This is a genomic window from Xanthomonas maliensis (genome assembly GCF_009192945.1).
GTDB lineage: Bacteria > Pseudomonadota > Gammaproteobacteria > Xanthomonadales > Xanthomonadaceae > Xanthomonas > Xanthomonas maliensis.
The window spans coordinates 16,082-37,796 of record NZ_NSET01000019.1 but is presented as its reverse complement, the minus strand read 5'-3'; the positions used below and the strand labels follow the sequence as shown (position 1 = coordinate 37,796).

The 21,715-nt window shown below is 66.8% G+C and carries 18 protein-coding genes; 8 read left to right on the top strand and 10 right to left on the bottom strand.

Features of this window, described 5'->3' with window-relative positions:
* Window positions 1-21 precede the first annotated feature (21 nt).
* The 5 genes from CKY51_RS04765 to CKY51_RS04745 form a co-directional block, all read right to left on the bottom strand.
* Complete coding sequence (locus tag CKY51_RS04765; protein ID WP_022973951.1) at window positions 22-897, bottom strand: polyprenyl synthetase family protein; 876 nt, start codon at window positions 895-897, stop codon at window positions 22-24.
* 1 nt (window position 898) lies between these two features.
* Window positions 899-1,162, bottom strand: coding sequence for an exodeoxyribonuclease VII small subunit (locus CKY51_RS04760; protein WP_022973950.1), 264 nt, complete (start codon window positions 1,160-1,162; stop codon window positions 899-901).
* A 31-nt stretch (window positions 1,163-1,193) separates the two neighbouring features.
* Entirely contained in the window at window positions 1,194-2,522 is a 1,329-nt protein-coding gene (gene tilS, locus CKY51_RS04755; RefSeq protein WP_022973949.1) for a tRNA lysidine(34) synthetase TilS, read from the bottom strand.
* Window positions 2,523-2,765: 243 nt separating this feature from the next.
* Window positions 2,766-3,326 carry a hypothetical protein gene (locus CKY51_RS04750; RefSeq protein WP_022973948.1) on the bottom strand — a complete coding sequence of 187 codons (561 nt, stop codon included), beginning with the start codon at window positions 3,324-3,326 and terminating at the stop codon, window positions 2,766-2,768.
* Window positions 3,323-5,026, bottom strand: coding sequence for an alkaline phosphatase (locus tag CKY51_RS04745; protein ID WP_022973947.1), 1,704 nt, complete (start codon window positions 5,024-5,026; stop codon window positions 3,323-3,325). The genes CKY51_RS04750 and CKY51_RS04745 overlap by 4 nt, the downstream gene beginning before the upstream one ends.
* 153 nt (window positions 5,027-5,179) lie before the next feature.
* On the opposite strand from CKY51_RS04745, the gene CKY51_RS04740 reads away from it, so the two are divergent.
* The 3 genes from CKY51_RS04740 (at window position 5,180) to CKY51_RS04730 (ending at window position 7,993) form a co-directional block, all read left to right on the top strand.
* A complete protein-coding gene (locus tag CKY51_RS04740) occupies window positions 5,180-6,517 on the top strand; it encodes a dicarboxylate/amino acid:cation symporter (RefSeq protein WP_022973946.1) in 1,338 nt (445 codons plus the stop codon).
* 8 nt (window positions 6,518-6,525) lie between these two features.
* Complete coding sequence (locus CKY51_RS04735; protein ID WP_022973945.1) at window positions 6,526-7,356, top strand: class I SAM-dependent methyltransferase; 831 nt, start codon at window positions 6,526-6,528, stop codon at window positions 7,354-7,356.
* A 145-nt stretch (window positions 7,357-7,501) separates the two neighbouring features.
* Window positions 7,502-7,993: an acyl-CoA thioesterase gene (locus CKY51_RS04730; protein WP_022973944.1), complete on the top strand. Its 492-nt coding sequence runs from the start codon at window positions 7,502-7,504 to the stop codon at window positions 7,991-7,993.
* A gap of 126 nt (window positions 7,994-8,119) precedes the next feature.
* Here CKY51_RS04730 and CKY51_RS04725 read toward each other — a convergent pair whose 3' ends face one another.
* Both CKY51_RS04725 and CKY51_RS04720 read right to left on the bottom strand, forming a co-directional pair.
* A complete protein-coding gene (locus CKY51_RS04725; protein ID WP_022973943.1) occupies window positions 8,120-8,869 on the bottom strand; it encodes a C40 family peptidase in 750 nt (249 codons plus the stop codon).
* 109 nt (window positions 8,870-8,978) lie between these two features.
* A complete protein-coding gene (locus CKY51_RS04720) occupies window positions 8,979-9,524 on the bottom strand; it encodes a C40 family peptidase (RefSeq protein WP_022973942.1) in 546 nt (181 codons plus the stop codon).
* Between the two features lie 108 nt (window positions 9,525-9,632).
* Between CKY51_RS04720 and CKY51_RS04715 the strand changes: the two genes are divergently transcribed.
* The 5 genes from CKY51_RS04715 (at window position 9,633) to CKY51_RS04695 (ending at window position 14,472) form a co-directional block, all read left to right on the top strand.
* Window positions 9,633-10,112 carry an FKBP-type peptidyl-prolyl cis-trans isomerase gene (locus CKY51_RS04715; RefSeq protein ID WP_022973941.1) on the top strand — a complete coding sequence of 160 codons (480 nt, stop codon included), beginning with the start codon at window positions 9,633-9,635 and terminating at the stop codon, window positions 10,110-10,112.
* An 87-nt stretch (window positions 10,113-10,199) separates the two neighbouring features.
* Complete coding sequence (locus tag CKY51_RS04710; protein ID WP_022973940.1) at window positions 10,200-11,426, top strand: DUF418 domain-containing protein; 1,227 nt, start codon at window positions 10,200-10,202, stop codon at window positions 11,424-11,426.
* Between the two features lie 150 nt (window positions 11,427-11,576).
* The gene (gorA, locus tag CKY51_RS04705; RefSeq protein WP_022973939.1) at window positions 11,577-12,947 is read left to right on the top strand and encodes a glutathione-disulfide reductase; all 1,371 of its coding nucleotides are present in this window, start codon (window positions 11,577-11,579) and stop codon (window positions 12,945-12,947) included.
* Between the two features lie 416 nt (window positions 12,948-13,363).
* Window positions 13,364-13,738 (top strand): MGMT family protein, encoded by a 375-nt coding sequence (locus CKY51_RS04700; protein ID WP_022973938.1) that lies wholly within the window; start codon window positions 13,364-13,366, stop codon window positions 13,736-13,738.
* 41 nt (window positions 13,739-13,779) lie between these two features.
* Window positions 13,780-14,472, top strand: a complete 693-nt coding sequence (locus tag CKY51_RS04695; RefSeq protein WP_022973937.1) for a rhomboid family intramembrane serine protease — start codon at window positions 13,780-13,782, stop codon at window positions 14,470-14,472.
* 166 nt (window positions 14,473-14,638) lie between these two features.
* On the opposite strand, the gene CKY51_RS04690 is transcribed toward CKY51_RS04695, so the two are convergent.
* The 3 genes from CKY51_RS04690 to CKY51_RS04680 form a co-directional block, all read right to left on the bottom strand.
* Window positions 14,639-16,651, bottom strand: a complete 2,013-nt coding sequence (locus CKY51_RS04690) for a M13 family metallopeptidase (protein ID WP_022973936.1) — start codon at window positions 16,649-16,651, stop codon at window positions 14,639-14,641.
* 162 nt (window positions 16,652-16,813) lie between these two features.
* Entirely contained in the window at window positions 16,814-18,907 is a 2,094-nt protein-coding gene (locus tag CKY51_RS04685; protein WP_022973935.1) for a M13 family metallopeptidase, read from the bottom strand.
* A 357-nt stretch (window positions 18,908-19,264) separates the two neighbouring features.
* A complete protein-coding gene (locus CKY51_RS04680) occupies window positions 19,265-21,367 on the bottom strand; it encodes a M13 family metallopeptidase (RefSeq protein WP_152248969.1) in 2,103 nt (700 codons plus the stop codon).
* Window positions 21,368-21,715: the final 348 nt, after the last annotated feature.

Below are 21,715 nucleotides of genomic sequence, written 5' to 3'. Positions count from 1 at the left end.
AATGCGCCATTCCCAAGCGCGTCAGTGGCCGCGGTCGGCCGCGAAGCGGCCCAGGGTCGCCAATGCCTCGGCCGGCGCGCCATAACGCTGCAACAGGTCCTGCATTCGCTCGGACAGCTCCGCCAGCTTGCGCTTGGCGCCCTCCATGCCGAGCAAGGCCGGATAGGTCGACTTGGACTGGGCCAGATCCTTGCCGGCGGTCTTGCCCAATTGTTCCGAGCTCGCTTCCACATCGAGAATGTCGTCGCGGACCTGGAAGGCCAGGCCCAGTGCATCGGCAAAGTCGTCCAGGCGTTGCAGATCCTCCGCCGGTGCCTGACCCCCCAGAGCACCCATGCGCACCGCAGCGCGGATCAGCGCACCGGTCTTGAGCGCATGCATGCGTTGCAGCGCGGCCAGCGGCTGCGATTGTCCGGTGGCTTCGATATCCAGCGCCTGCCCGCCGCACATACCGGCGGCCCCGCCCGCCGTGGCCAGGCAGTGCAACCAACCGACCCGCAGTGCGGCATCGACCGGCGCGTCCGCCAGCAGCTCGAAGGCGCGTGCCTGCAGGGCGTCGCCGGCCAGAATTGCGGTGGCTTCGTCGAAGGCGATGTGGACGGTGGGTTGGCCGCGCCGCAGGTCATCGTCGTCCATCGCTGGAAGGTCGTCGTGCACCAGCGAGTAGGCATGGATCAGTTCCACCGCCACTGCGGGAGGATCGAGGGTTTCCTCCTCGGCGCCGAACAAGCTGCCACTGGCATACACCAGCAAGGGGCGAATGCGCTTGCCGCCGCCCAGCACCGCGTGCCGCATCGCCGCGTGCAGGCGCTGCGGCGACAATGCCGGCGCTGGCAGACTGGCGTCGAGGTTGCGTTCGGTGCGGATCACCCAGCGTTGCAGCGCTGCGCCGGCCACCTCAGAAACCGTCCGGCGCGGGCGGCTCGAAGGCTTCTGCCTGCTCCGGGCGTGCCGGGTCGGTCAGCAGGCGCACACGCAGTTCGGCCTGTTCCAGTGCCTGCTGGCAATCGCGGTACAGGCCGATGCCGCGCTCGTAGGCGCTCAGCGACTGCTCCAGGCTGAGATCGCCCAGTTCCATCTTCTGCACCAGCTGTTCGAGTTCTTCCAGCGACTGTTCGAAGCGGGCGACGGGGGAGGATTCGTTCGAGGACTTCTTTGCCATCGTGGAAGTGTGCGGCGCGCGCCCAGGTCGGTCAATTCGTCGGCACTGACGGCCGCCATTGCAGACGTGCCTGGTGGGCGTCCAGCCACTGCGTCAGCTCGGCCGAGAGCAGGCGATCGCCGGCGGCCAGGACCCGCGCGTCGCGCCACAGGATGGGCAGCCGTGTTCGTTGCCAAGGTGGCAGGTCCAGTGTCTGCAGCACGTGCTTGAGCAGGTGCGAGTGGCTGCGACCCGGGAGCACGATGCGTTCTCCACCGTGGCGCGCGCGCACCTGCAGCGGCGGATCGAAGCGCAGGCTCGCGGCGCCCACCAGCTCCAGGTGTGTGCCATCGGGTAGAGCCAACGGCGCGCAGCCATCCCATGTCGACTGCCAATGCGCCGGCCAGGGCGCCGGGGGGCGCTGCAGATGCAGGTGTTGGCGCCAGCGGCGCACCTCCCATTGCCGCCAGCGAAAGCACGCCTTTCGATCGCTGGCGATGGCGTCGATCTCGCGCTCCAGCGCGGCCACGCCCCGCGCCGGCAGCGGCGGTGCACCGGTCGCGTCCACCCAGGCACGCAGCAGGCGCGCGCGCCGCAGCGCCGGTTGCGCGCGCAGCCGCGCCAGGTCCAGCGCGCCGTCTGGGGTCACGACCGTTGACAAGAGCGCTGCGTCGTCGTCCTGCAGCAGGGCACTGGCCTCGCCGCACAGCTGTGCGCTACGCGCCAGCGTGGCGCCGGCGTGCGGCCAGCGCTGCTGCAGCAGCGGCAGCACGTGATTGCGCAGGAAATTGCGGTCGTGGCGGGCGTCGGTGTTGCTCGGGTCCTCGATCCACTGCAGACCGTGCGCCTGTGCGTAGGCCAGCAGATCGGCGCGTGGCAGTGCGAGCAAGGGCCGCCACAGCATGCTGGAAGCGAACGGCCGCTGCGGCCGGATCGCCGCCAGGCCGTCCGGTCCGGAGGCGCGCAATGCGCGCAGCAGGAAGGTCTCGGCCTGATCGTCGCGGTGCTGGGCCAGGGCCAGCCATTCGTCCGTCGCCAGCCACTGTGCAAAGGCCGTGCGCCGTGCCTGCCGGGCTGCGGCCTCCAGACCATCGCCGCTGTCGTGCGCGATCTGCACGTGCACCACGTGCAGCGGCACCGCCAGCGCGGCGCAGATCCGGGCGCAGTGTGTCGCCCAGGCGTCGGCGTCGGCTTGCAGACCATGGTGAACGTGAATGGCGCGCAGCCCGGCGCGGCGATACGCAGGGCGTTGCGCAGCCGCATGCAGCAGCACGCTGGAGTCCAGACCGCCGCTGAAACCGATCAGCAGCGCAGCGGGGGGCTGGGCGGGCAGGGCCGCCTCCACCTGGGAGCATGCGATGGCGCTGTCGCGCGGAGTCATCGCAGTCCTGTAGATGCGCGCATGCAACCGCACTGCGCAGCGCGGCCCGACAACGCCTTGCATCCGCCGCGGCGCAGGACGCGACCGTGCGCAGCGCGCGGCATCGTGCCGGATGGTGCTGCTCTGCCGGTGGAGCGCACGGGGACAGGCGCGGGTCTGCAAGTGGCCGCAGTGCGTCGCAAGAGCAATGGCGCCGCCGGCGCATGCTCGCGTGGGAAGGATGGTCGCGATTGCTGCATCGGCTCAGCGCACCGCTGCGGGGACTTCACGGTTGTGACGGTCGATGAAATACCAGCGTCCGCCCTGCATGGCGGTATAGCCATTGCGATCGGGCGCAGCCGCCTGGCAACCGTCGCAGACCTGAGCCACACCGTCCGCAAACGGCCAGGCGAAGGTGTGGACGGCGGGGATCGCTTCGTGCAGCTGTCGATCGTAGAACGCGACGCCGGTGGGCCGTGGGACCCGCACCAGTCCCTCGGCAAAGGGATCGGGGCCATTGTCGACCGTCAGGGTCGGGACGGTGCGGCCATCGCGACGCACGTAGTGGTAGCGATCGCCGGCCGCCACGATCGCCAATCCATCTCGATCGAACCTCAGTTGGCGTAGCGTGTCCGCAGTCAGGTGCAGCCTGCCATCGCGACCAACTTCACAGCCCGGCAAGCGCGTGTCCACTGCGTCCGGATCGGCCGGCCGGCACGCCGCGTCCTGTGCGCCGGCCGACAGTCCCCCGCCCAGCGCGGCCAGCAGCAGTCCGAGCGTGGCCAGGTGCACGCAATGACCGCGTCGGGCGGGGCCGGCGTTCATTGCGCGTGTGCGGCGTCGGCGAGGAACGCGTCCGCTGCCGGCAGTTCGACCGGCACGCCGGCCTGGTCGCAGGTGCCTGCGCGGCACAGTCGCTGCCGCAGACGAGGCGTGGCTTGGACGATGACGTGGTAGATCACGTTCTCCTCCAGCGTGCCGCGGAACGCGGCGCTGCCCGGGCCGGTCGCCCAGATACCGACATCCTCGCCGCCATGGCTCTCCGATTTGGTCGGCACCAAGGCTTCCTGCATGTAGTTGGGGGCTTCGGTATCGACGTGGGTCAGATCCGGGCGTCCAGATGCCGGTTCGTTGCTGCTGGGTTCGTGCGGGAAGCGCTTCGGCCCGGCCGCTTGCGCGTTGCTGGCGCCGGTGTAGCCGGGGCCATTGGCATAGCTCAAAGTCGTATAGGGCTGGCCGACCAGGTCGGTGGCCAACTGGCTGCGGTCGCCTTCCTCGCCGCCGCCACCGCGCACCTTGCCCAGGATCGGATTGCCTCGCACCGGGTAGCCGACGAAGTTCAGTGTGTGCGAATGGTCGGCGGTGACGATGATCAAAGTGTCGGCCGGGGCGGTCTGCACGGCCGCGCGCACCGCCTCGGACAGCGAGACGGTTTCGTCGAGCGCGCGATAGGCGTTGCCGGCGTGGTTGGCGTGGTCGATGCGGCCGCCTTCCACCATCAGCACAAAGCCGTTGGGATCGCGTGCCAGCGACTGGATCGCCGTGCGCGTCAGCTCGCTCAGGCTGGGCTCGCCCTGCGGGCTGCGATTGCGGTCGTGATCGAACTGCATGTGGTCCGGCTCGAACAGGCCAAGCAGCGCCGGTGCGCCGGCGGCGGCCTGCAATTGCGCGCTGTTCCACACGTACGCACCCTGCGGGTGGGCGTGTTTCCATTCGGCGACCAGATCGCGGCCGTCCAGCCGCAGGCCGACCTTGTCGTCGTATTCGGGGTCGCGTTGCTGCGCGGTCTGGAATTGGCTGCGACCGCCGCCGAGCACGACCTGTGGACCGCGTCCGAAGCGGGCGGTGGACAGCAGTTGCTGGGCGATGTCCGTGCACCCCGCGGCGCGCGCGGCTGCAGGCAGATCGGTGTCGTTTTCCCAATTGCGATCCGGCGAGTGCGCATAGGTGGCTGCCGGGGTGGCATGGGTGAGGCGGGTGGTGGTGACGATGCCGGTGGCCATGCCGGCGCTGTCGGCCAACTGCAGCCAGCTGAGCAAGCCCTTGCCGAGGCTGTCGGCACAGTCGTTGCGGCTGCCGGCGCTGACGCCGATTGCGCCCATGTGCGTTTTCACGCCAGTCGTGATCGCGGTCATCGTACCGGCCGAGTCAGGAGTCTGCGAATCGGTGTTATAGGTCTTGCTGAAAGCGGTGGCCGGGAACTGTTCCCACGACAGCAGGTTCTCTTCGCCAGGTCCATCCCTGCGTTGGCCATCCAGAATGCGCGCAGCCGCCACTGTGGTCAGGCTCATGCCATCGCCGAGGAACAGGATCACATTGCGTGCCCGGCCAGCCATGGCGCCGTTGCCGGCAGCGCGTGCGGCACCGGAGCGATACCACCATTGCGGCGTTTCGCCCGCTGGATGCGCGATCTGCGCCAGATCCACCTGCACGGCGGGGCCTTGGGCGGTGGGCGCAGTGGTCGACGCGCAGCCAGCGGCGCACAGTGTGGTGAGGGCGGCAAGGACAGACAGGCGATAACGCATTGGGCACACTCGTTACTGAATCGGCCTCCATTATGCCGCCCGGCGTCCGACCTCCGTCGCATCGATGACATGCTGCTGTTCCAGTCGTGGCCTCGCGGCCGGCGCGGCGCTGGGCTATCGTGATCGCACTCTCCCCCCCGGATGATTCGATCCATGACACTGGTTGCGGCCTGGTTGCGCATTCCGTTCTGGCAGCGCGTGGTGGCCGGCTTCGTGCTCGGAGCGCTGGCTGGCTGGGCGCTGGGGCCGACTGCCGACGTGTGGTTCGGCCCCCTGGGCGATCTGTACGTCACTCTGATCAAGATGATCGCCGTGCCGCTGGTGTTCTTCGCGGTGATCAATGCGATCTCCGCCTTGCACGGCCAGCAGTCGGTCGCCAAACTGGGTGGTCGCACCTTTCTGTGGTTCATCGTGACCGCAGCGCTGGCGGTGGCGGTCGGCCTGGCGGTCGGCACCGTGCTGCAACCAGGTGCCGGGCATTTCAGTTTGCAGGTGGATTCGGCCTGGAAGCCGCGCGATGTGCCCAGCCCAGTGCAGGTGCTGCTCGACGTGGTGCCGTCCAACCCGTTCTACGCGCTGACCGGCATCGGCACCAAGACCAACGCGGCCGGCGAGACCGTGCTGGCGGCGGGGCGCGGTTCGATCCTGCCGGTGATCTTCTTCGCCGCGCTGCTGGGCTTTGCGATGGTCAAGCTGGGCGATCGCGTTGCCGAAGCCCGTAAGCTCACCGGCCAGTGCAGCGACATCATGATCCAGGTCACCCGCTTCGTGCTGGAGATGACCCCGCTCGGTACCTTCGGCCTGATCGCCGGCCTGGTCGGCAGCTACGGCTTCAGCAAGCTGCTGCCGTTCGGCAACTTCGTGCTGGCGCTGTACATCGCCTGCGCCCTGCATATCGTGGTGGTCTACAGCAGCCTGCTGCTGGTGCACGGGTTGAATCCGTGGAAGTTCTTCCGCGGTGCCGGGCCGGGCATGCAGGTGGCCTTCGTCAGCTCGTCGAGCTTTGCTGCGATGCCGGTGGCGCTGCGTGCGATCACCCACAACCTCGGTGTCAACAAGGATTACGCGGCGTTTGCCGTGCCGCTGGGCGCCAGCATCAAGATGGATGGCTGCGGGGCGATCTTTCCGGCGCTGTGCGCGGTGTTCATTGCGCAATACACCGGCGTGCCGCTGACCGGCAACCAGTACTTCGTGGTGTTGATCGCATCGGTGCTCGGTAGTTTCGGTACCGCCGGCGTGCCGGGTACGGCGGTGGTGATGGCCACGGTAGTGCTGAGCGCCGCCAATCTGCCGCTGGAAGTGATCGGCTACCTGTATGCGATCGACCGCATCCTCGACATGATGCGCACCATGACCAATGTCACCGGGCAGATGCTGGTGCCGGTGCTGGTCGCCAAGGAGACCGGCCTGCTCGACAAGGCGGTTTACGAGGCGGCGTCGAGCAATGTCGGGGTGGAGGAGTCGCTGTCCGATCGGCCGTCCTCACGCTGAGTCGCGGCGTGGACAGCGGGTTTTCTCCGATCCTGCATGAGCGCTTGCAGGCGTTTGCACCGCTGCGGGAAGACGCGGGCGTGCTGGTGCAGGCCGGCCTGCCGCCGGGCGAGTTCGAGCAGCAGTATCTGCACATCCGTCGCCAGGAAGGCCGGCTGTACAGCGATGCCCAGGTCCGCCGCCTGCCGCAACCAGGCGGTGCGCTGGGGGCCAGCCACGAATGGAGGGTGCGTGCACTCTCCAGTCGCCTGCTGGTCGAGCATCTGCGCTTGCGCAGCGGGCAGGGGCCGATCCTGGAGTTGGGCTGCGGCAATGGCTGGTTGTCGCATCTGCTGATGGACGCCTTGCAATGCGAGGTCTGCGGTGTGGACGTCAATCGCACCGAGCTGGCGCAGGCGGCGCGAGTCTTCGGCCACGATCCGCGGCTGAGCTTTGTCGCGGCGGATATCCAGACCCTGGCGCTGCCGCCCGCGTTGTTCGCCACCATCGTGCTGCCGGCCTGCATCCAGTATTTCGCCGATGCGGCCGCGCTGGTCGCACGCTTGCTACCGCTGCTGCATGCCGCTGGCGAGCTGCATATCGTCGACAGTCCGCTGTACGCAAGTGCGCAACAGGCCCGCGACAGCGCGGCCCGCACCTTGCGTTACTTCGATGGCCTGGGCTACCCGGCGTTGGCCGCGCATTACCACCAGCACACCTATGCCAGCTTCGATCGCTTCGTGGTGCAAATGCGCTTCGACCCGCGGCGACCGCGTGCCCGGCTGCGACGCTGGTTGCGGCGCCCGCAACCGCACTTTCCGTGGCTATGCATTCGTCGCCAGGACAACCTCGACGCGTGAGTGCCGCGATCGCTGGCGGTCTGGCTGACCGGATGGCGCGTGCAAGGCGCGTCTGCCGCACCTGGGGTGGGTTGAGTGCCCACTGCGATCGCATCCGCGCATGTCACACTGCCGCGCATCCGAAGCCGCGCCGCAGGAGCGCCCGATGACAGGACAACAACGCGACCTGACCTTCCGCTTCCTGGCCGAGCCCAACGACGTCAACTTCGGCGGCAAGGTGCATGGCGGGGTGGTGATGAAGTGGATCGACCAGGCCGGTTTTGCCGCTGCCAGCGGTTGGAGCGGTCACTATTGCGTCACCGTCGCGGTCGGTGGCATCCGCTTCGTCGCCCCGGTGCGGATCGGCGATCTGGTCAGCGTCTCGGCCAAGCTGGTCTATACCGGCCGCAGCAGCATGCACTTCGCCATCGATGTGCGTGCACGCAGCCCGATGGGCGGCGATGCACGCCTGTGCACCCACTGCATCATCGTGTTCGTGGCGATGGACCCGGACGGAGTGACCTCGGTTGCGGTGCCGGCATGGCAGCCCTCGACCGACGAGGATCAACGCCTGGCCGAATACGCCTTGAAGGTGATGGAACTCAGCAAGGGCATCGAGGACACCATTGCCCACTATCAGGCCGGCACGGAAGCCTGAGCGTGCAGCGGCGGCAGGACGGTGTTTGCTGGCAGCAACACGCCCGCCAGCGCGGGGTCGGCAGCGTGCCAAGCAAAAGGCCGCGGGATCGCCGCGGCCTTGCAGGATTCCAGCGTCGCCGGCGGCTTAGAGCACGCGGCGCGCCTGAATGAACTTTTCGCTCCAGTAGCCGCTGACCAGCGAGTCCACCCGCACGTCCTTGCCGCGGCTGGGGGCGTGCAGGAACTGGCCTTCGCTGACGTACAGCCCGACGTGATCGATGCGACCACGGCGGCCGAAGAACACCAGGTCCCCGGCTTTCAGGGCATTGCGGTCCTTGATCAGTTCGGCACTGTCCTCGCGGGCGATGTCGCGCGAGACGCGTGGCAGTTCGATCCCCAGCGCGGTCTTGAACACATAGCCGACCAGGCCGCTGCAGTCGAAACCGTCGGTCGATTCGCCGCCCCAGCGGTACGGGGTACCCAGCAATGCCATGGCGCGTTGCAGGATCACCTGCACTTTGCTGTCGGCGACGGCGTTTTGCGCCGCGCTGGCCGCACTCTGCGAAACGTCGTAGTTGGCCAGCAGGCGGCTGAGGTCGCCGGCGAACATCGCCGAGCGGTCCATCAGCGGAATGGCGTCGTTGGCCGCCAGATGCGGCAGCAGGGCAGCCAGGGTGGCGGTTGCGGCTGCATCGGCACGGCTGCGCGGAGCGGCCTTCTCGACGGTAGCAGCGGCATCGGCAGCGGCCGCCGGCGCTGCGGTTGGGGTGCCAGTGGCGGTTTGCGCCAAGGCGGGCAGGGCGGCGAGCCAGAGTGCGGTGGCACACAGCAGGCGGAGCGGTTTCCGGGGCGGTAGCGGGGCGGCGCCAGGGTTCAGCTGTTCGTCGTTCGTCACGCGGGAATCACATTTCTACTGTCGATGCGGGATGATGCCCTGGTGAAAGGATCGTTACGTTCAAATTGAGTTAACTTTCCGTTTTATGACATGTGATGTGCATCACATTTTAGTGCAAAACCCGTTTTGAACCTGAATAATGGTCGCGCCAGTAAGCTCCGTCGAGAGAATCCAGGCGCACCGTCCCCCCCGTGCTCGGGGCATGGACGAAACGCCCGTCACCGACATAGATGCCGACGTGAGTCACCGCGCCGCCACTGCTGAAGAACACCAGATCGCCGGTGGTCAGCCGTTCGGGCGGGATGCGCGGTCCCTGCACCGCAGCCAATTCACGTGAGGTGCGGGGCAGGGTCAGGGCGAGCACATCGCGGTAGACGTAAGTGACCAATCCGCTACAGTCGAAACCCGATTCCGGCGTGTTGCCGCCATAGCGATAGGGCGTGCCGACCAGGCCCAGTGCACGCATCAGAATGTTGTTGGCCGCGGCCGGATCGGCCGGTGGTACCTGCGGCCAGACGCGCGGCGTCGGCGCTGGCGTGCTGGAGCGGCGGACCGGTGCCTGCGAGGAGCAGGCGGCCAACAGCAGCAGCGCTGCCAGCAGCAGGACGGCGCGGACATGCCGGGCGCGACCGGCGAAAACTGGCGTGATAGGCATCGAGCCGGGATAATACGCGTTTGGACGTTCGCCATGATGGCGGCGCTCCCGGCGGCCGACAAGCCGTCCTCAACCGTCTGCCGTCGGGCAGCTCACTCAGAGTCAGGCATGAAGATCGAAAAAGACCGCGTCGTCCGTTTCCATTACACCGTTTCCGAGATCGGCCAGGAGCCGATCGAAAGCTCCAAGGACCGCGATCCGCTGGCGATCCTGATCGGCCATGGCAACATCATCCCGGGCCTGGAAGCGGCAATGATGGACAAGGAAGCCGGCGAAAGCTTCGGCGTCGACGTCAAGGCGGCCGACGCCTACGGCGAGTACCGCGAGGGCCTGAGCCAGCGCGTGCCCAAGAAGCACTTCGGCAATACCAAGTTGACCCCGGGCACCCAGGTCGTCTTGCAGACCAATTTCGGCCCGCGCGCGGTCACCGTGCAGAAGGTCGGCATGAGCGTGGTCGACGTCGATCTGAACCACCCGATGGCGGGCAAGGATCTGCATTTCGATGTCGAGATCGTCGAGGTGCGTGATGCCTCGCAGGAAGAGCGCGATCACGGCCACGTGCACGGCGACGGCGGTCATCACCACTAAGATCCTGCGTTTTGCCGCAACGGCCCGCCCATTCGGCGGGCCGTTTGCGTTGTATGGGGTGCCATTGCCTTGCCGAGCGTCGCTGCCATGACCGAGTCCACGCCGCTGCTGCCGATCGCCGCCGCTGAGCGCATCACCGTGCTGGACGTGCTGCGCGGTGCCGCGCTGCTCGGCATCCTGCTGATGAACATCGAAGGCTTCGTCGGCCCGCTCGATCTGGCAATGACCGGGGTGGACCCGCATTGGCATGGCGCCGACCGACTTGCCGATGCGCTGATCTACGTGTTGGTCCAGGGCAAGTTCTACACCTTGTTTTCGCTGCTGTTCGGCATGGGCTTTGCCGTGATGATGCAGCGTGCGCAGCACGCGGCACGTCCGTTCGCCGGCATGTACCTGCGTCGCAGCGCCGGACTGCTGGTCATCGGCCTGCTGCATGCCCTGCTGCTGTGGTCTGGCGATATTTTGCTGACCTATGCGTTGCTGGCACCGCTGCTGCTCGCCACGCGCCGGCTCGCCACGCCCACGCTGCCCTGGCTGGCCGTGCTGATCTATCTGGCTGCGCCGTTCCTGATGCTGCTGTACGGCGGCGCTGCGTCGATGACCCAGCGCGACCCGACAGCGGCGAGCCAATGGCAGCAAGCGGTGGCCGAGGCATCGCGGCAGGCAGCGGCCAATGTGCAGGCGCAACGGGTGGCGTTTGGCAGCGGCAGCTTTCTGCAAGCCACCGAGCAGCGCTGGCACGATCTGCAACATGCGTTGAGCGGCTTGAGCATCAATGCGCCGACCATGCTGGGCATGTTCCTGCTCGGTGGCTGGTTCGTGCGCAGCGGCGCCATTGCCGCACCGGAGCGCTTTGCGCGCGTGTTCGCCGCCTTGCGCTATGTCGCGTTTCCGCTGGGATTGGGGGCGATGCTGCTCAGCGTGGCACTGGAACCATGGATGGATCCGGCGCGGCTGGATCTGCGCTTGTCGTGTGCCTTCGCGCTGGCGCTGATCGCCGGCTTGCTGATGAGCCTGGGCTACATGGCCTGGCTGGTGCGCTGGGCGCACCAACTGGCGTGGCTGGCGCCCGCCGGACGCATGGCGCTCAGCAACTATCTGCTGCAATCGCTGCTGTGTACCTGGGTGTTCTACGGCTATGGCCTGGGATGGTTCGAGCAACTGCCACGTGTCTGGCAGCTGCCATTCGCGCTCGGCGTGTTCGCCCTGCAAGTGGTGCTGAGCCGGCTGTGGTTGCGGTATTTCCGTTTCGGTCCGGTCGAATGGCTGTGGCGCAGCACGACCTATCTGCGGGTGCCGCCGATGCGTCGCTGAGCGCCGGCACGCGTTCCTCACAGGGGAATCGCGACCCGACGTGGCATGCTGTGCGCAGATGCAGAGACAGCGAACGAAGACCATGGCGGATGTGATCACCTGGCGCGCCCTGGCGCGGAATACCGTGTTCGAGCGATCGGGGATCTGCGCATGAGCGCTCGCCATGACTACGATGTGCTGGTGTTGGGTGGCGGCTCTGGCGGCCTTGCTGCGGCATTCCGCGCCGCCAGCCATGGCGCACGTGTGGCCATCATGGAGCCGGGCGAGCTGGGTGGAACCTGCGTCAATCTGGGCTGCGTGCCGAAGAAGGCGATGTGGCTGGCTGCCAACCTGGCCGGTCAGATCGAGCTGGCCGGTGCGCTCGGCTTCGACGTCCCGCGTCCAGTGCTGTCCTGGAAGGAATTGGTGACGCACCGCCAGGGCTACATCGCCAACATCCACGCCAGCTATCGGCGGCGGCTGGACAATGATGGTGTCGTGTTGGTGCCGCGACGTGGCGTGTTGCGCGATCGTCATACCGTGATGGGCGACGATGGCGTGGCCGTGACCGCCGACCATATCGTCATCGCCACTGGCGCCCATCCGCTGCGCCCGGACATCGCCGGTGCCGAACATGGCAGCGTCTCGGACGATTTCTTCAATCTCTGCCATGCGCCGCCGCAGGTCGCCATCGTCGGTGGCGGCTATATCGCGGTGGAAATCGCCGGGCTGCTGCAGGCGCTGGGAAGCCGCGTGCACCTGTTCGTGCAGGGCGACCGCTTGCTGGAGCGGTTCGATGCCGAACTGACCCTGCAATTGGCCGATAACCTGCGTCATCTCGGCGTGCGTCTGCATTTCGGTTTCCAGACCACCGGGCTGGAGCGCGATGCGACCGGTGGCCTGCGCGTGCGTGGGCGCGCTCGCCATGCCAGCGAGCAAGGCAACGATGTGTTCGATGAGGTGTTCCTGGCGGTGGGGCGGCGCGCCAACACCGCCGGTCTCGGGCTGGAAGCGGTGGGCGTGGCGCTCGGCGACAAGGGCGAGGTGGTCGTGGACGAATGGCAGACCACCGCCGTCTCCAACATCCACGCCATCGGCGATGTCGCTGGCAAGGTCGGCCTGACGCCGGTTGCCATTGCTGCAGGGCGTCGCCTGATGGATCGTCTGTTCGGCCATCGTCCGGATGCGCGCATGGACTACGACAACGTCCCCAGCGTGGTGTTCTCGCATCCGCCATTGGGACAGGTGGGCATGAGCGAAGAGCAGGCACGCGCGCAGTACGGCGACGCCGTGCGCGTGTACCGCAGCAACTTCCGGCCGATGCTGCACGCGCTGGCCGATGCACCGCAGCGCAGCCTGTTCAAGCTGGTCTGCGCGGGCGATGACGAGCGGGTGGTTGGCGTGCACCTGCTGGGCGAAGCCGCAGACGAAATGTTGCAGGGCTTTGCGGTGGCGCTGAAGATGGGGGCGACCAAGCGCGACTTCGACGACACCGTCGCGATCCATCCAACGTCTTCGGAAGAAATCGTGCTGATGCATTGAGCGAGCTGGCGGTCAGTACCGCCAGCGCCCACGCCGCGTGCAATGCCTGCGGCGAACGTGCCCCAGGCTCGTTTCGTCGACGAACAACACGTGCTGCGCCTTGGCGTGGAATCTGGCGCGGCATCACCCAGATTGCGGGCAATGGCCAGGCGCAGCCGGTGCGCTGCGCGCCGATGCGCTTGCGCTGTGCCAGACGGTGGCTCCCAGACTCAATGCGCTGGGCAAGTGCCGCGCACCGACGCGACCAAGCAGCGACCTCGGCAAGCATCGCGCTGCTTCGATAGCCCCGCGCTGCTGCGTCGCGGAGCGGTCGGTGCGGGGACGGAACTCGGCCTTGAAGGCTGTCTGCACATCCGATCATCCCTTGCCAAGGCCGGCACGTTCCTCACCGCGGCACCGACTGGCATCATCGCGACATGGTCAGTCCCATCTCCCGCACCGCCCCCCGCACCGCCGCAGCGACCGCTGAGCAGGCGCGGCAAGTCATCCTCGCCGTGGTGCGGGCCATTCCCGCCGGCCAGGTCGCCGGTTATGGCGAAGTCGCCGCCCGTGCCGGCTTGCCAGGCCGGGCCCGGTTGGTGGCGCGGGTGCTCAGTGGCAATACCGATCCGCAGCTGCCATGGCATCGCGTGCTGCGTAGCGATGGGCGTATCGCGTTTCCCGAAGGCGCGGCGGCGTATCGCGAGCAATCCCAGCGCCTGCGCGCCGAGGGCGTGACGGTGGAGCGGGGACGTGTGCGGCGTCCCAGCGCGGCCGAGCGCCTGGACGCGGCCGTATGGGGTCCTTCATAGGCCTACGGCTATGATGGCCGGCAGGTCCGAAGGATGTCGCCATGTTTCCGCGTTTGCCGCCCGTTACCAAAGCCTTGTTGATCGCCAATATTGGCCTGTTCGTCCTGCAGTGGGCGTTGGGCGACTTTGCCCCCGGGGTGTCGCCCTCCGATGCCACCCTCGCGCCGCTGATGCTGTGGCCGATTTCCAGCGGCTTCGATGCGTTTTCGCCAGGCGCCAGCTTCATGCCCTGGCAGTTGCTGACCTATGCGTTTCTGCATGGCAGCTTCAACCATCTGTTCTTCAACATGCTGGCGCTCTTCATGTTTGGCGCGCCGCTGGAACAGACCTGGGGGCCGAAGCGCTTCCTGAGCTACTACCTGGTGTGCGTCGCCGGTGCCGGTGTGTGCCAGCTGCTGGTGGCCTGGCTCACCCAGGGCGGCGCGCCGGTGCTAGGTGCGTCGGGCGGCGTGTTCGGCTTGCTGCTCGCCTACGGCATGCTGTTCCCCAATCAGCGGGTGATGCTGTTGTTCCCACCGATCCCGATGAAGGCGCGCACGTTCGTGATCGTCTTCGGTGCGATCGAGCTGCTGTTGGGGGCCACCGGCTGGCAGCCAGGCGTGGCGCATTTCGCCCATCTGGGTGGCATGTTGTTCGGTTGGTTGATGATCCGCTATTGGCGCGGCCAGCCGCCGTTCGGGGGTAGCGGCAAGGGTGGGCGACGCCGTAAGCCGCCGCTGCGGGTGGTGCGTTAAGCATCTCGGGCGCGGGGCGGGCATCCGCGCTTTCGCTGCCGGGCCGCCGCGTGCGCTGAGGCCGGTCGCGGGCTTGGGATCCTGGCCTGCGATCGGTCGGTAAAAACGGGCATATAAAAAAAGAGCGCGGAATCCGCGCTCTTTTTTCTTACGGGCGTCCCTTGGATCAGCGCCAGATCTTCAACTGCTCGGACTCGGCGCGCTGCATCGGCTGGCCCGCCTTGCACTGGAATGTTGCGCCGAACTCGGGCAGGTTGGACAGCGGCCCATTGGTGCGCCACTCGCCCGGTGCACGGATATCGGCGCTGGCGCGCTGAATGGCCTCGTTGGGCGAGACCTGCTGCGCCCACAAGCCGGCCCACGCGGTGAAGAAGGCCTGCTTGTCGGCGCTGCTGGCAGCCGGCTGCGCCTTGTTGAACGCCTGCCAGGCCAGTTCGACGCCGGCTTGGTCGGCCAGGTTTTCTTCCGCGGTCTGGGTGCCGTTGACCTTGGCGTTGGGCACGCCCGGATACGGGTAGGCGGAGTACTGGCTGGCGACCTTGCTGGTCAACTGGGTCCAGGCGCTCTTCTCTGCGGGCGTCCACCAGTTGCGCAGTTCGCCCTTGGCATCGACCAGGGCGCCCTTGGCATCGATGGCACGGGTCACTTCATGCGCGACCAGGGCGCCGTAGGCACCGTATTGCGCGGCCGCTGTGCCACCTGCGGTCAGTACCGGCGGCTGCAGCACCGCGGCGGTGACGACCAGGCGATTCTGGGCGATGTCGTAGGCCAATGCCGGCTGCTGCGGCAACACGTCCCAACGCCGATCGGCATTGCCCTTGCCGATGCGCTTCATCTCTTCGCGATGGCGCCAGGTCGAGGCGATCAGCATATTGCCGCCGAAGCTGCCGCGGCCCATCGGCTGGACGGTGTAGTCCAGATCGCGGCGCGGTGCGCCTACCTCGATCTTCATTGCCGCCAGCTTGGCCTTGGCTTCATTGACGACGTCGCCATTGCCCCAGCCGGTGCGCTCCAGCGCGGCCACCTGCGCGTCGCGGATCTGGTCGGCGATCGCCTCGGCCTGGCGGCGGGTATCGCTGCTCAGGTAGCGCGCCACGTACTCGCGGCCAAGCATCGGGCCGGCGGCGACGTTGATCGCATCCAGCACCTGCTGCCAGCGCTGCGGCGGCACGGCTTCGCCGCGCAGCAGACGGCCGCGGAACTGGTACTCGGCATCGCGGAAGCTCTTGGACAGGTACGGCGCCATCGCATCGCCCACGCGCCAGCGCAGGTAGGCCTGCCACTGTTCCGGCTTGATGCTGACGATCATGCTGTCCAGCTGCTTGAACATGGCCGGATCGGCCATCGATACCAGATCGTCCTTGACGCCCTGCGCTTGCAGGAAGTCGCCCAGGCGCAAGTTCTTGTACTGCTTGGCCAGGTCCTTGGTGGCGACCGGCGCGTAGTTGTTGAACGGGTTGTTGATGCCTTCGACCGACTTCGCCGTGCGCGCCAGCGCGGATTCGATCTGCAGCACCGAACCGGCGTCGGCCTCCAGCCGATCGGCTGGCGTCCCGGTCAGGGTCAGGATCTGCTTGACGTAGTTGCGGTAGCGGCCCATCAGCGCCTGGGTATCGGCGTCGGTGCGGGTGTAGAAGGCCGGGTCGGGCAAGCCCATGCCGCCCTGCATGAAGTAACCGATATGACGATCCAGCGCCTTCAGGTCCACATCCGGGCCGAAGTTGAAGGCCACCGGGATGCCGACCTGATGCAGGGCGGCGATCGAAGCGGGCACATCCTTGGCCTTCTTGATCGCATCGATGCGCGAGAGCAGCGGCGCGATCGGGTTGGAGCCATCCTTTTCCACCGCCGCTTCATCCAGGCCGCTGGCCCAGAAGTCGCCGAGCAGCTTCTGTACGTTGCCCTGCGGGCTCTTCATCGCCGCATCGAGCAGATCGCGCTGCTGCTGCAGGGCGCGGTCGGACAGCTGGCCCAGCGCGGTGACCGCGCCGGCCTGGGGCATCGGGTTGCTCTTGAGCCAGGCCGCATTGGCGTAGTCGTAGAAGTTGCTGCAGGCAGCCGGCACTGCCGGTGCCTTGGCGGGAGCCTTCTTCTTGCGAGCGGCGTCGGCGTCGGGGGCGGACAGCAGCGTGATCAGGCTGAAGCCAAGGGCGAGGGCAAGCGGACGGATGGTGGGCATCGAGACGAGGTGGCCGAGGTGAAGTCGGCGGAGTTTAGCAAGGCTGCGTGCCGCGCAGGCAGGCGGGTTTCCTCTATCCGCCTCTCCATCCGGCGGATTCACGCCATCGCCGTCGCCGCCCGGGCGGCGCGTGCCGCCCGGGACGATCCGCCCGTGCCTGGCCTACCAGATCACCACGCGGTCCTGCTCCGGCCGCACCATCGGGTCGCTGGCCTTGCAGGAGAACGCCGCGGCGAATTGCGGCATGTTCGATGGTGCGGCGATCGCACGCAGGTGGCTGGGGGCATGCGGATCGGACGCCAGCAGCATCAGCTGCATCTGCTCACGCATCTGCTCGCGCCAGTTGCGGGCGAAGCCAAGGAAGAAGCGCTGTTCGGGCCGGTAGCCGTCGACGGCCGCTGCGCGCTCGGGATGCGCCTTCAGTGCGGTCTGCAGCGCGTCGTAGGCGATGTTGATGCCGCCCAGGTCGGCGATGTTCTCACCCAGCGTCAGGCGACCATTGACGTGCAGCGTCGGCTTGTCGGCCAGCGGCACATAGTCGTCGAACTGTTTGACCAATTTGGCAGCACGTTGATCGAACGCGGTGCGGTCCTGCGGCAGCCACCAGTTGACGTTATTGCCCGCGCCATCGAACTGGCTGCCCTGGTCGTCGAACCCGTGGGTGGATTCGTGGCCGATCACCGCGCCGATCGCGCCATAGTTCAAGGCATCGTCGGCGTTGGCGTCGAAGAACGGTGGCTGCAGGATCGCGGCGGGGAAGTTGATGGTGTTGGTGGTCGGATCGTAATAGGCGTTGACCGTCTGCGGCGTCATCGACCAGCGCTTGCGATCGGTCGGCTTGCCGATCTGCGCCAGGTCGTACTGGTAATTGAACTTGGCCGCTGCCTGCAGATTGCGGTAATAGTCGCCCGGCACGATCTCCAGCCCCGACCAATCGCGCCAGGTGTCGGGATAGCCGATCTTGGGCAGGAAGGTTTCCCACTTGGCCAGCGCCTTGGCCTTGGTTTGCGGGCTCATCCACTCCACCCGTTCGATACGCGCCTTGAGGGCGGCCTGGATATTTCCCACCAGCTCGCCAGCACGCTGCTTGGCTTCCGGAGTGAAGGTCTTGGCCACGTAGAGTTGGCCAAGGCCTTCGCCCATGGCGCGGTTGACTGCGCCGAGCACGCGCTTCCAGCGCGGGCGTTGCTCCGGCTGCCCGGCCAGCGTCTTGCCATGGAACTGGAAGCTGTTGTCCACGAAGGCCTTGCTGAGCGCGCCGGCAGCGGAGTCGATGGTGTGGAAGCGCAGATAGGCGCGCCACTGGTCGATGGGGGCGTGCGCCAGTTCGTGGTCGAACGCTGCGAAAAACCGCGGCTGCGACAACGAGAAACCCTTACCGGGATCCACACCCTGCGCGGCAAAGAACGCCTTCCAGGAAAAATGCGGCGTCATCTTCTCTGCATCGGCGGTGCTGACGAAGTGGTACTCGTTCTTGGGATCGCGTGCGTCGGCAGGCGCCAGCGAGGCGGCCGCCAGGCGCGTTTCCAGGGCCATCACATCGTTGGCCTGCGCCTTGGCCGCATCGGCGGAGCTGCCGGTGAGTTCGAACGATCGCGCGATGTAGGCCAGGTAGGCCGCGCGGATGGGGGCATATTCGGCGGCGGTGTAATAGTCCTTGGTCGGCAATCCCAGGCCGCCTTCGCTGGCGAAGGCGATCTGCATCGCGGCGTTTTGGAAGTCGGCGCCGGAGCCGAACTCGAACACGTACCCGTCGCCGTCGGCATAGCGGCGGGTGATGTAGTCGGCGACGTCCTTGCCCGATGTCAACGCTGCGATCGCGTCCAGTTGTGGGCGAATCGGCTGATCGCCCGCCGCCTCGATCGCGGCCTCGTCCATGCCGGCGGCGTACAACAGGCCGAGCTTGCGTGCCAGCGGATCGGTCTGCTGGTTCGCTTGTTTGGCGGCGTTCTCGACGATCTCGCGTTGGGTATCCAGGCTGTGCTCGGCCAGCGTGTCGAACACGCCCCAGCTGCTGCGATCGGCGGGGATCGGATTGGCCTTGATCCATTTGCCGTTGACGAAGGCGTCGAGATCCTTGCAGGCGCTGATGGACGTATCCAGCTCGCCGATATCGAAGGCGCGGGCGGCAGGCTTGGCCGCTGGCGTCGGTGGGGCGGCGGTGTTCGCCTGCATGCCATTGTCGGGCGTCCGTTGGCAGGCCGACAGGCAGGCGACCAGGGCGAGGGCGAGGGGAGAGGCCTTGAGCAACGACATGGCGAGCGGTCCGCGGAGAACAGTCGGCAGTGTAAGCGGACGCGGCCTTGAGACCAGGGGCGTTGAGATTTGTTGAGGCTTTGGCGATCGGGCGCGCGGACGCCAGCGCGGCATCGGTGGGCCAGTGCCCTGGCGGCACGTTCGCCGTGATGCCGTGGTTGGCGACTGCCAGCACATCAGCGAGACCCTATGGACGAGCGCCGCGTGCCGTCTCTGCGTGCGGATCGACCGACGCGTCACGCGGCAACATCCCAAGAGCGCACTACCGGCGTCTTGCAGGCGATGGCGTGGAGGGAAACAAAAACGGACGGCGATCTCGCGATCGCCGTCCGTGTGCCTGGGTGTTGCCGGTCGTGCTTACCAGATCACCACACGATCCTTCTCTGGCCGCACCATCGCATCGCCCGCCTTGCAGGAGAAGGCGGCGGCAAAGGCCGGCATGTTCGACGGCGCGCCGATCGCACGGAAGTTCGCCGGTGCATGCGGGTCGGTCTTCAGGCGCACCACCAGTTCTTCCGGGGTGAAGTTGCGACGCCACACCGTGGCCCAGTTGAGGAAGAAGCGCTGGTCACGGGTAATGCCGTCGGTCTTGGGGTCATCCTTGCCGGCGGTCGCTGCCTGCATCGCGTCGTAGGCGGTGTTCAGGCCGCCCAGGTCAGCGATGTTCTCGCCCAGGGTCAGATCGCCCTTGACCTTGTCGCCTGCCGGCGTGCGGTAGCCGTCGAACTGCGCCACCAGCTTGCCGGTGCGTGCCTTGAACGCATCCAGGTCCTTCTGCGTCCACCAGCCCGGATCGGCAATGAAGTTGCCATCGGCACCGAAGCGGCTGCCCTGGTCGTCGTAGCCGTGCGTCATTTCATGGCCGATCACCGCGCCGATGCCACCGTAGTTCATCTCCTCCGGTGCGTTCGGATCGAAGAACGGCGGCTGCAGGATGGCGGCCGGGAACACGATCTCGTTCTGCAGCGGGTTGTAGTAGGCGTTGACCGTCTGCGGGCTCATGCCCCATTCGGTCTTGTCCACCGGCTTGCCGATCTTGGACAGGTTCCACTTGTAGTTGAACTCTTGCGCGGCCATCACGTTACCCAGATAGCTGTCGCGGCTCGTGCTCAGGCCGTTCCAGTCGCGCCACTTTTCCGGGTAGCCGATCTTGGGCGTAAAGCTCTCCCACTTGGCGATCGCCTTGGCCTTGGTCTCCGGGCTCATCCAGTCCAGCTTCTCGATGCGGGCCTTCAGCGCGGTCCGCAGGTTGCCGACCAGCGTCTCCATCTTGGCCTTGGAATCGGCGGGGAAGGCGACCTTGACGTACATCTGGCCGAGGGTTTCGCCGGCCTGGCTGTTGATGGTGGCCAGCACGCGCTTCCAGCGCGGCTTGATTTCCTTCTGGCCGCGCATGGTCTTGTTGTAGAACGCGAAGTTCTCATCGACGAACGGCTGGCTGAGGAACGGCGATGCGCCATCGACGGCATGGAAGCGCAGGTAGGCACGCCAGATCGCCGGATCGGTGTCGGCGATCATCTTGCTCACTTCCTGATGGAAGGCGGGGATCGCCAGCGAGAACATTTCCGGCGTGGCCACGCCTTGCGACTTGAAGAACTCGGTCCACGACCAGTTCGGCGTCAGCTTGTCGGCCTCGGCCGGCGAGACGGGGTTGTAGGCCAGAGAGGCATCGCGCGACATCTGCGTGCTGGTCTTGGACACCTTGGCCAGGCGGGTTTCGAAATCCACGACCTGCTTGGCCTGGGCAGCGGCATCGGCTGCGGCCACGCCCGACAGTTCCAGCACCTTGGCGATATGCGCCTGATAGGCTTCGAGCTTGGGCTTGTTGCTGGCGTTGGTGTAGTACTCCGGATCCGGCAGGCCCAGGCCGCCCTGCATCGCATAGGCGATGTTCTGACTGGAGTTCTTGAAGTCGGCCTCGGCGCCGAAGCCGAACAGTTCGTTCTGGCCCTTGGCGGCGCTGCTGCGCAGGTAATCGACCAGCTTGGCCTGATCGGTGATCCCCTCGATGGCGGCCAGTTCCGGCTTCAGCGGTTCGATGCCCTGGGCATTGACCTTGGCTTCGTCCATGCCGGTAGACCACAGGTCACCGACGATCTTCTCTACCCCGGTTGCGCCGCTTTCGGCGGCAGCCTGTTCGGCCAGCTGTTGCTGGATGGCGTTGGAACGCTCGTCCAGCATTTCGAACGCGCCCCAGCTGGTGCGATCGTTGGGGACCGGGTGGGCAGCCAGGAACTTGGCGTTGGCGTACGCGTTCAGGTCGGTACAGGCGTTGGCGTTGGTGTCCAGATCCGCGGCAGTGAACTGGTTCACCGGCGGCAACTTGCTCTGGTCCAGCGTCAGCGTCTTCGGTGCGGCCGGTGCCGTGGTTGCGGCATCGGTGGCTGGCGCTGCCGGTGCGGCATCGTCGGATTTCTTGCAGCCGCTCAACGCGGCCGCCACGGCCAGGGACAGGGTCAACAGATGAGGTGTGCGAATCACAAAGGCTCCAGGAGCGTCAGTCGATTGGGAGGCTCCGTCACCCTGGAGCCGTGACGGCACTCTACCGTTCTGTAGGACTCGGCGCATGGGTGTCGAAGGTCATGGATGCCTGGATACAGCTGCTGCGTCCGCAGGGGGAGGCGGTGCCGATGCATGCTGCGGCGGCGGGCTGCGTCCGGGCGCCTGGACAGCGGTCGACCTGGCCGATGGCGACTGTCGACAAGTAGGCTGTCGTTTAACGGGAAGCGTGCGACAGGCTGTCGAGGGCTCTTCGTTCGCAGAACGCCGCCAAGGGGGAGACCCCGGCAAGTCAGAGCGCCAGCCATG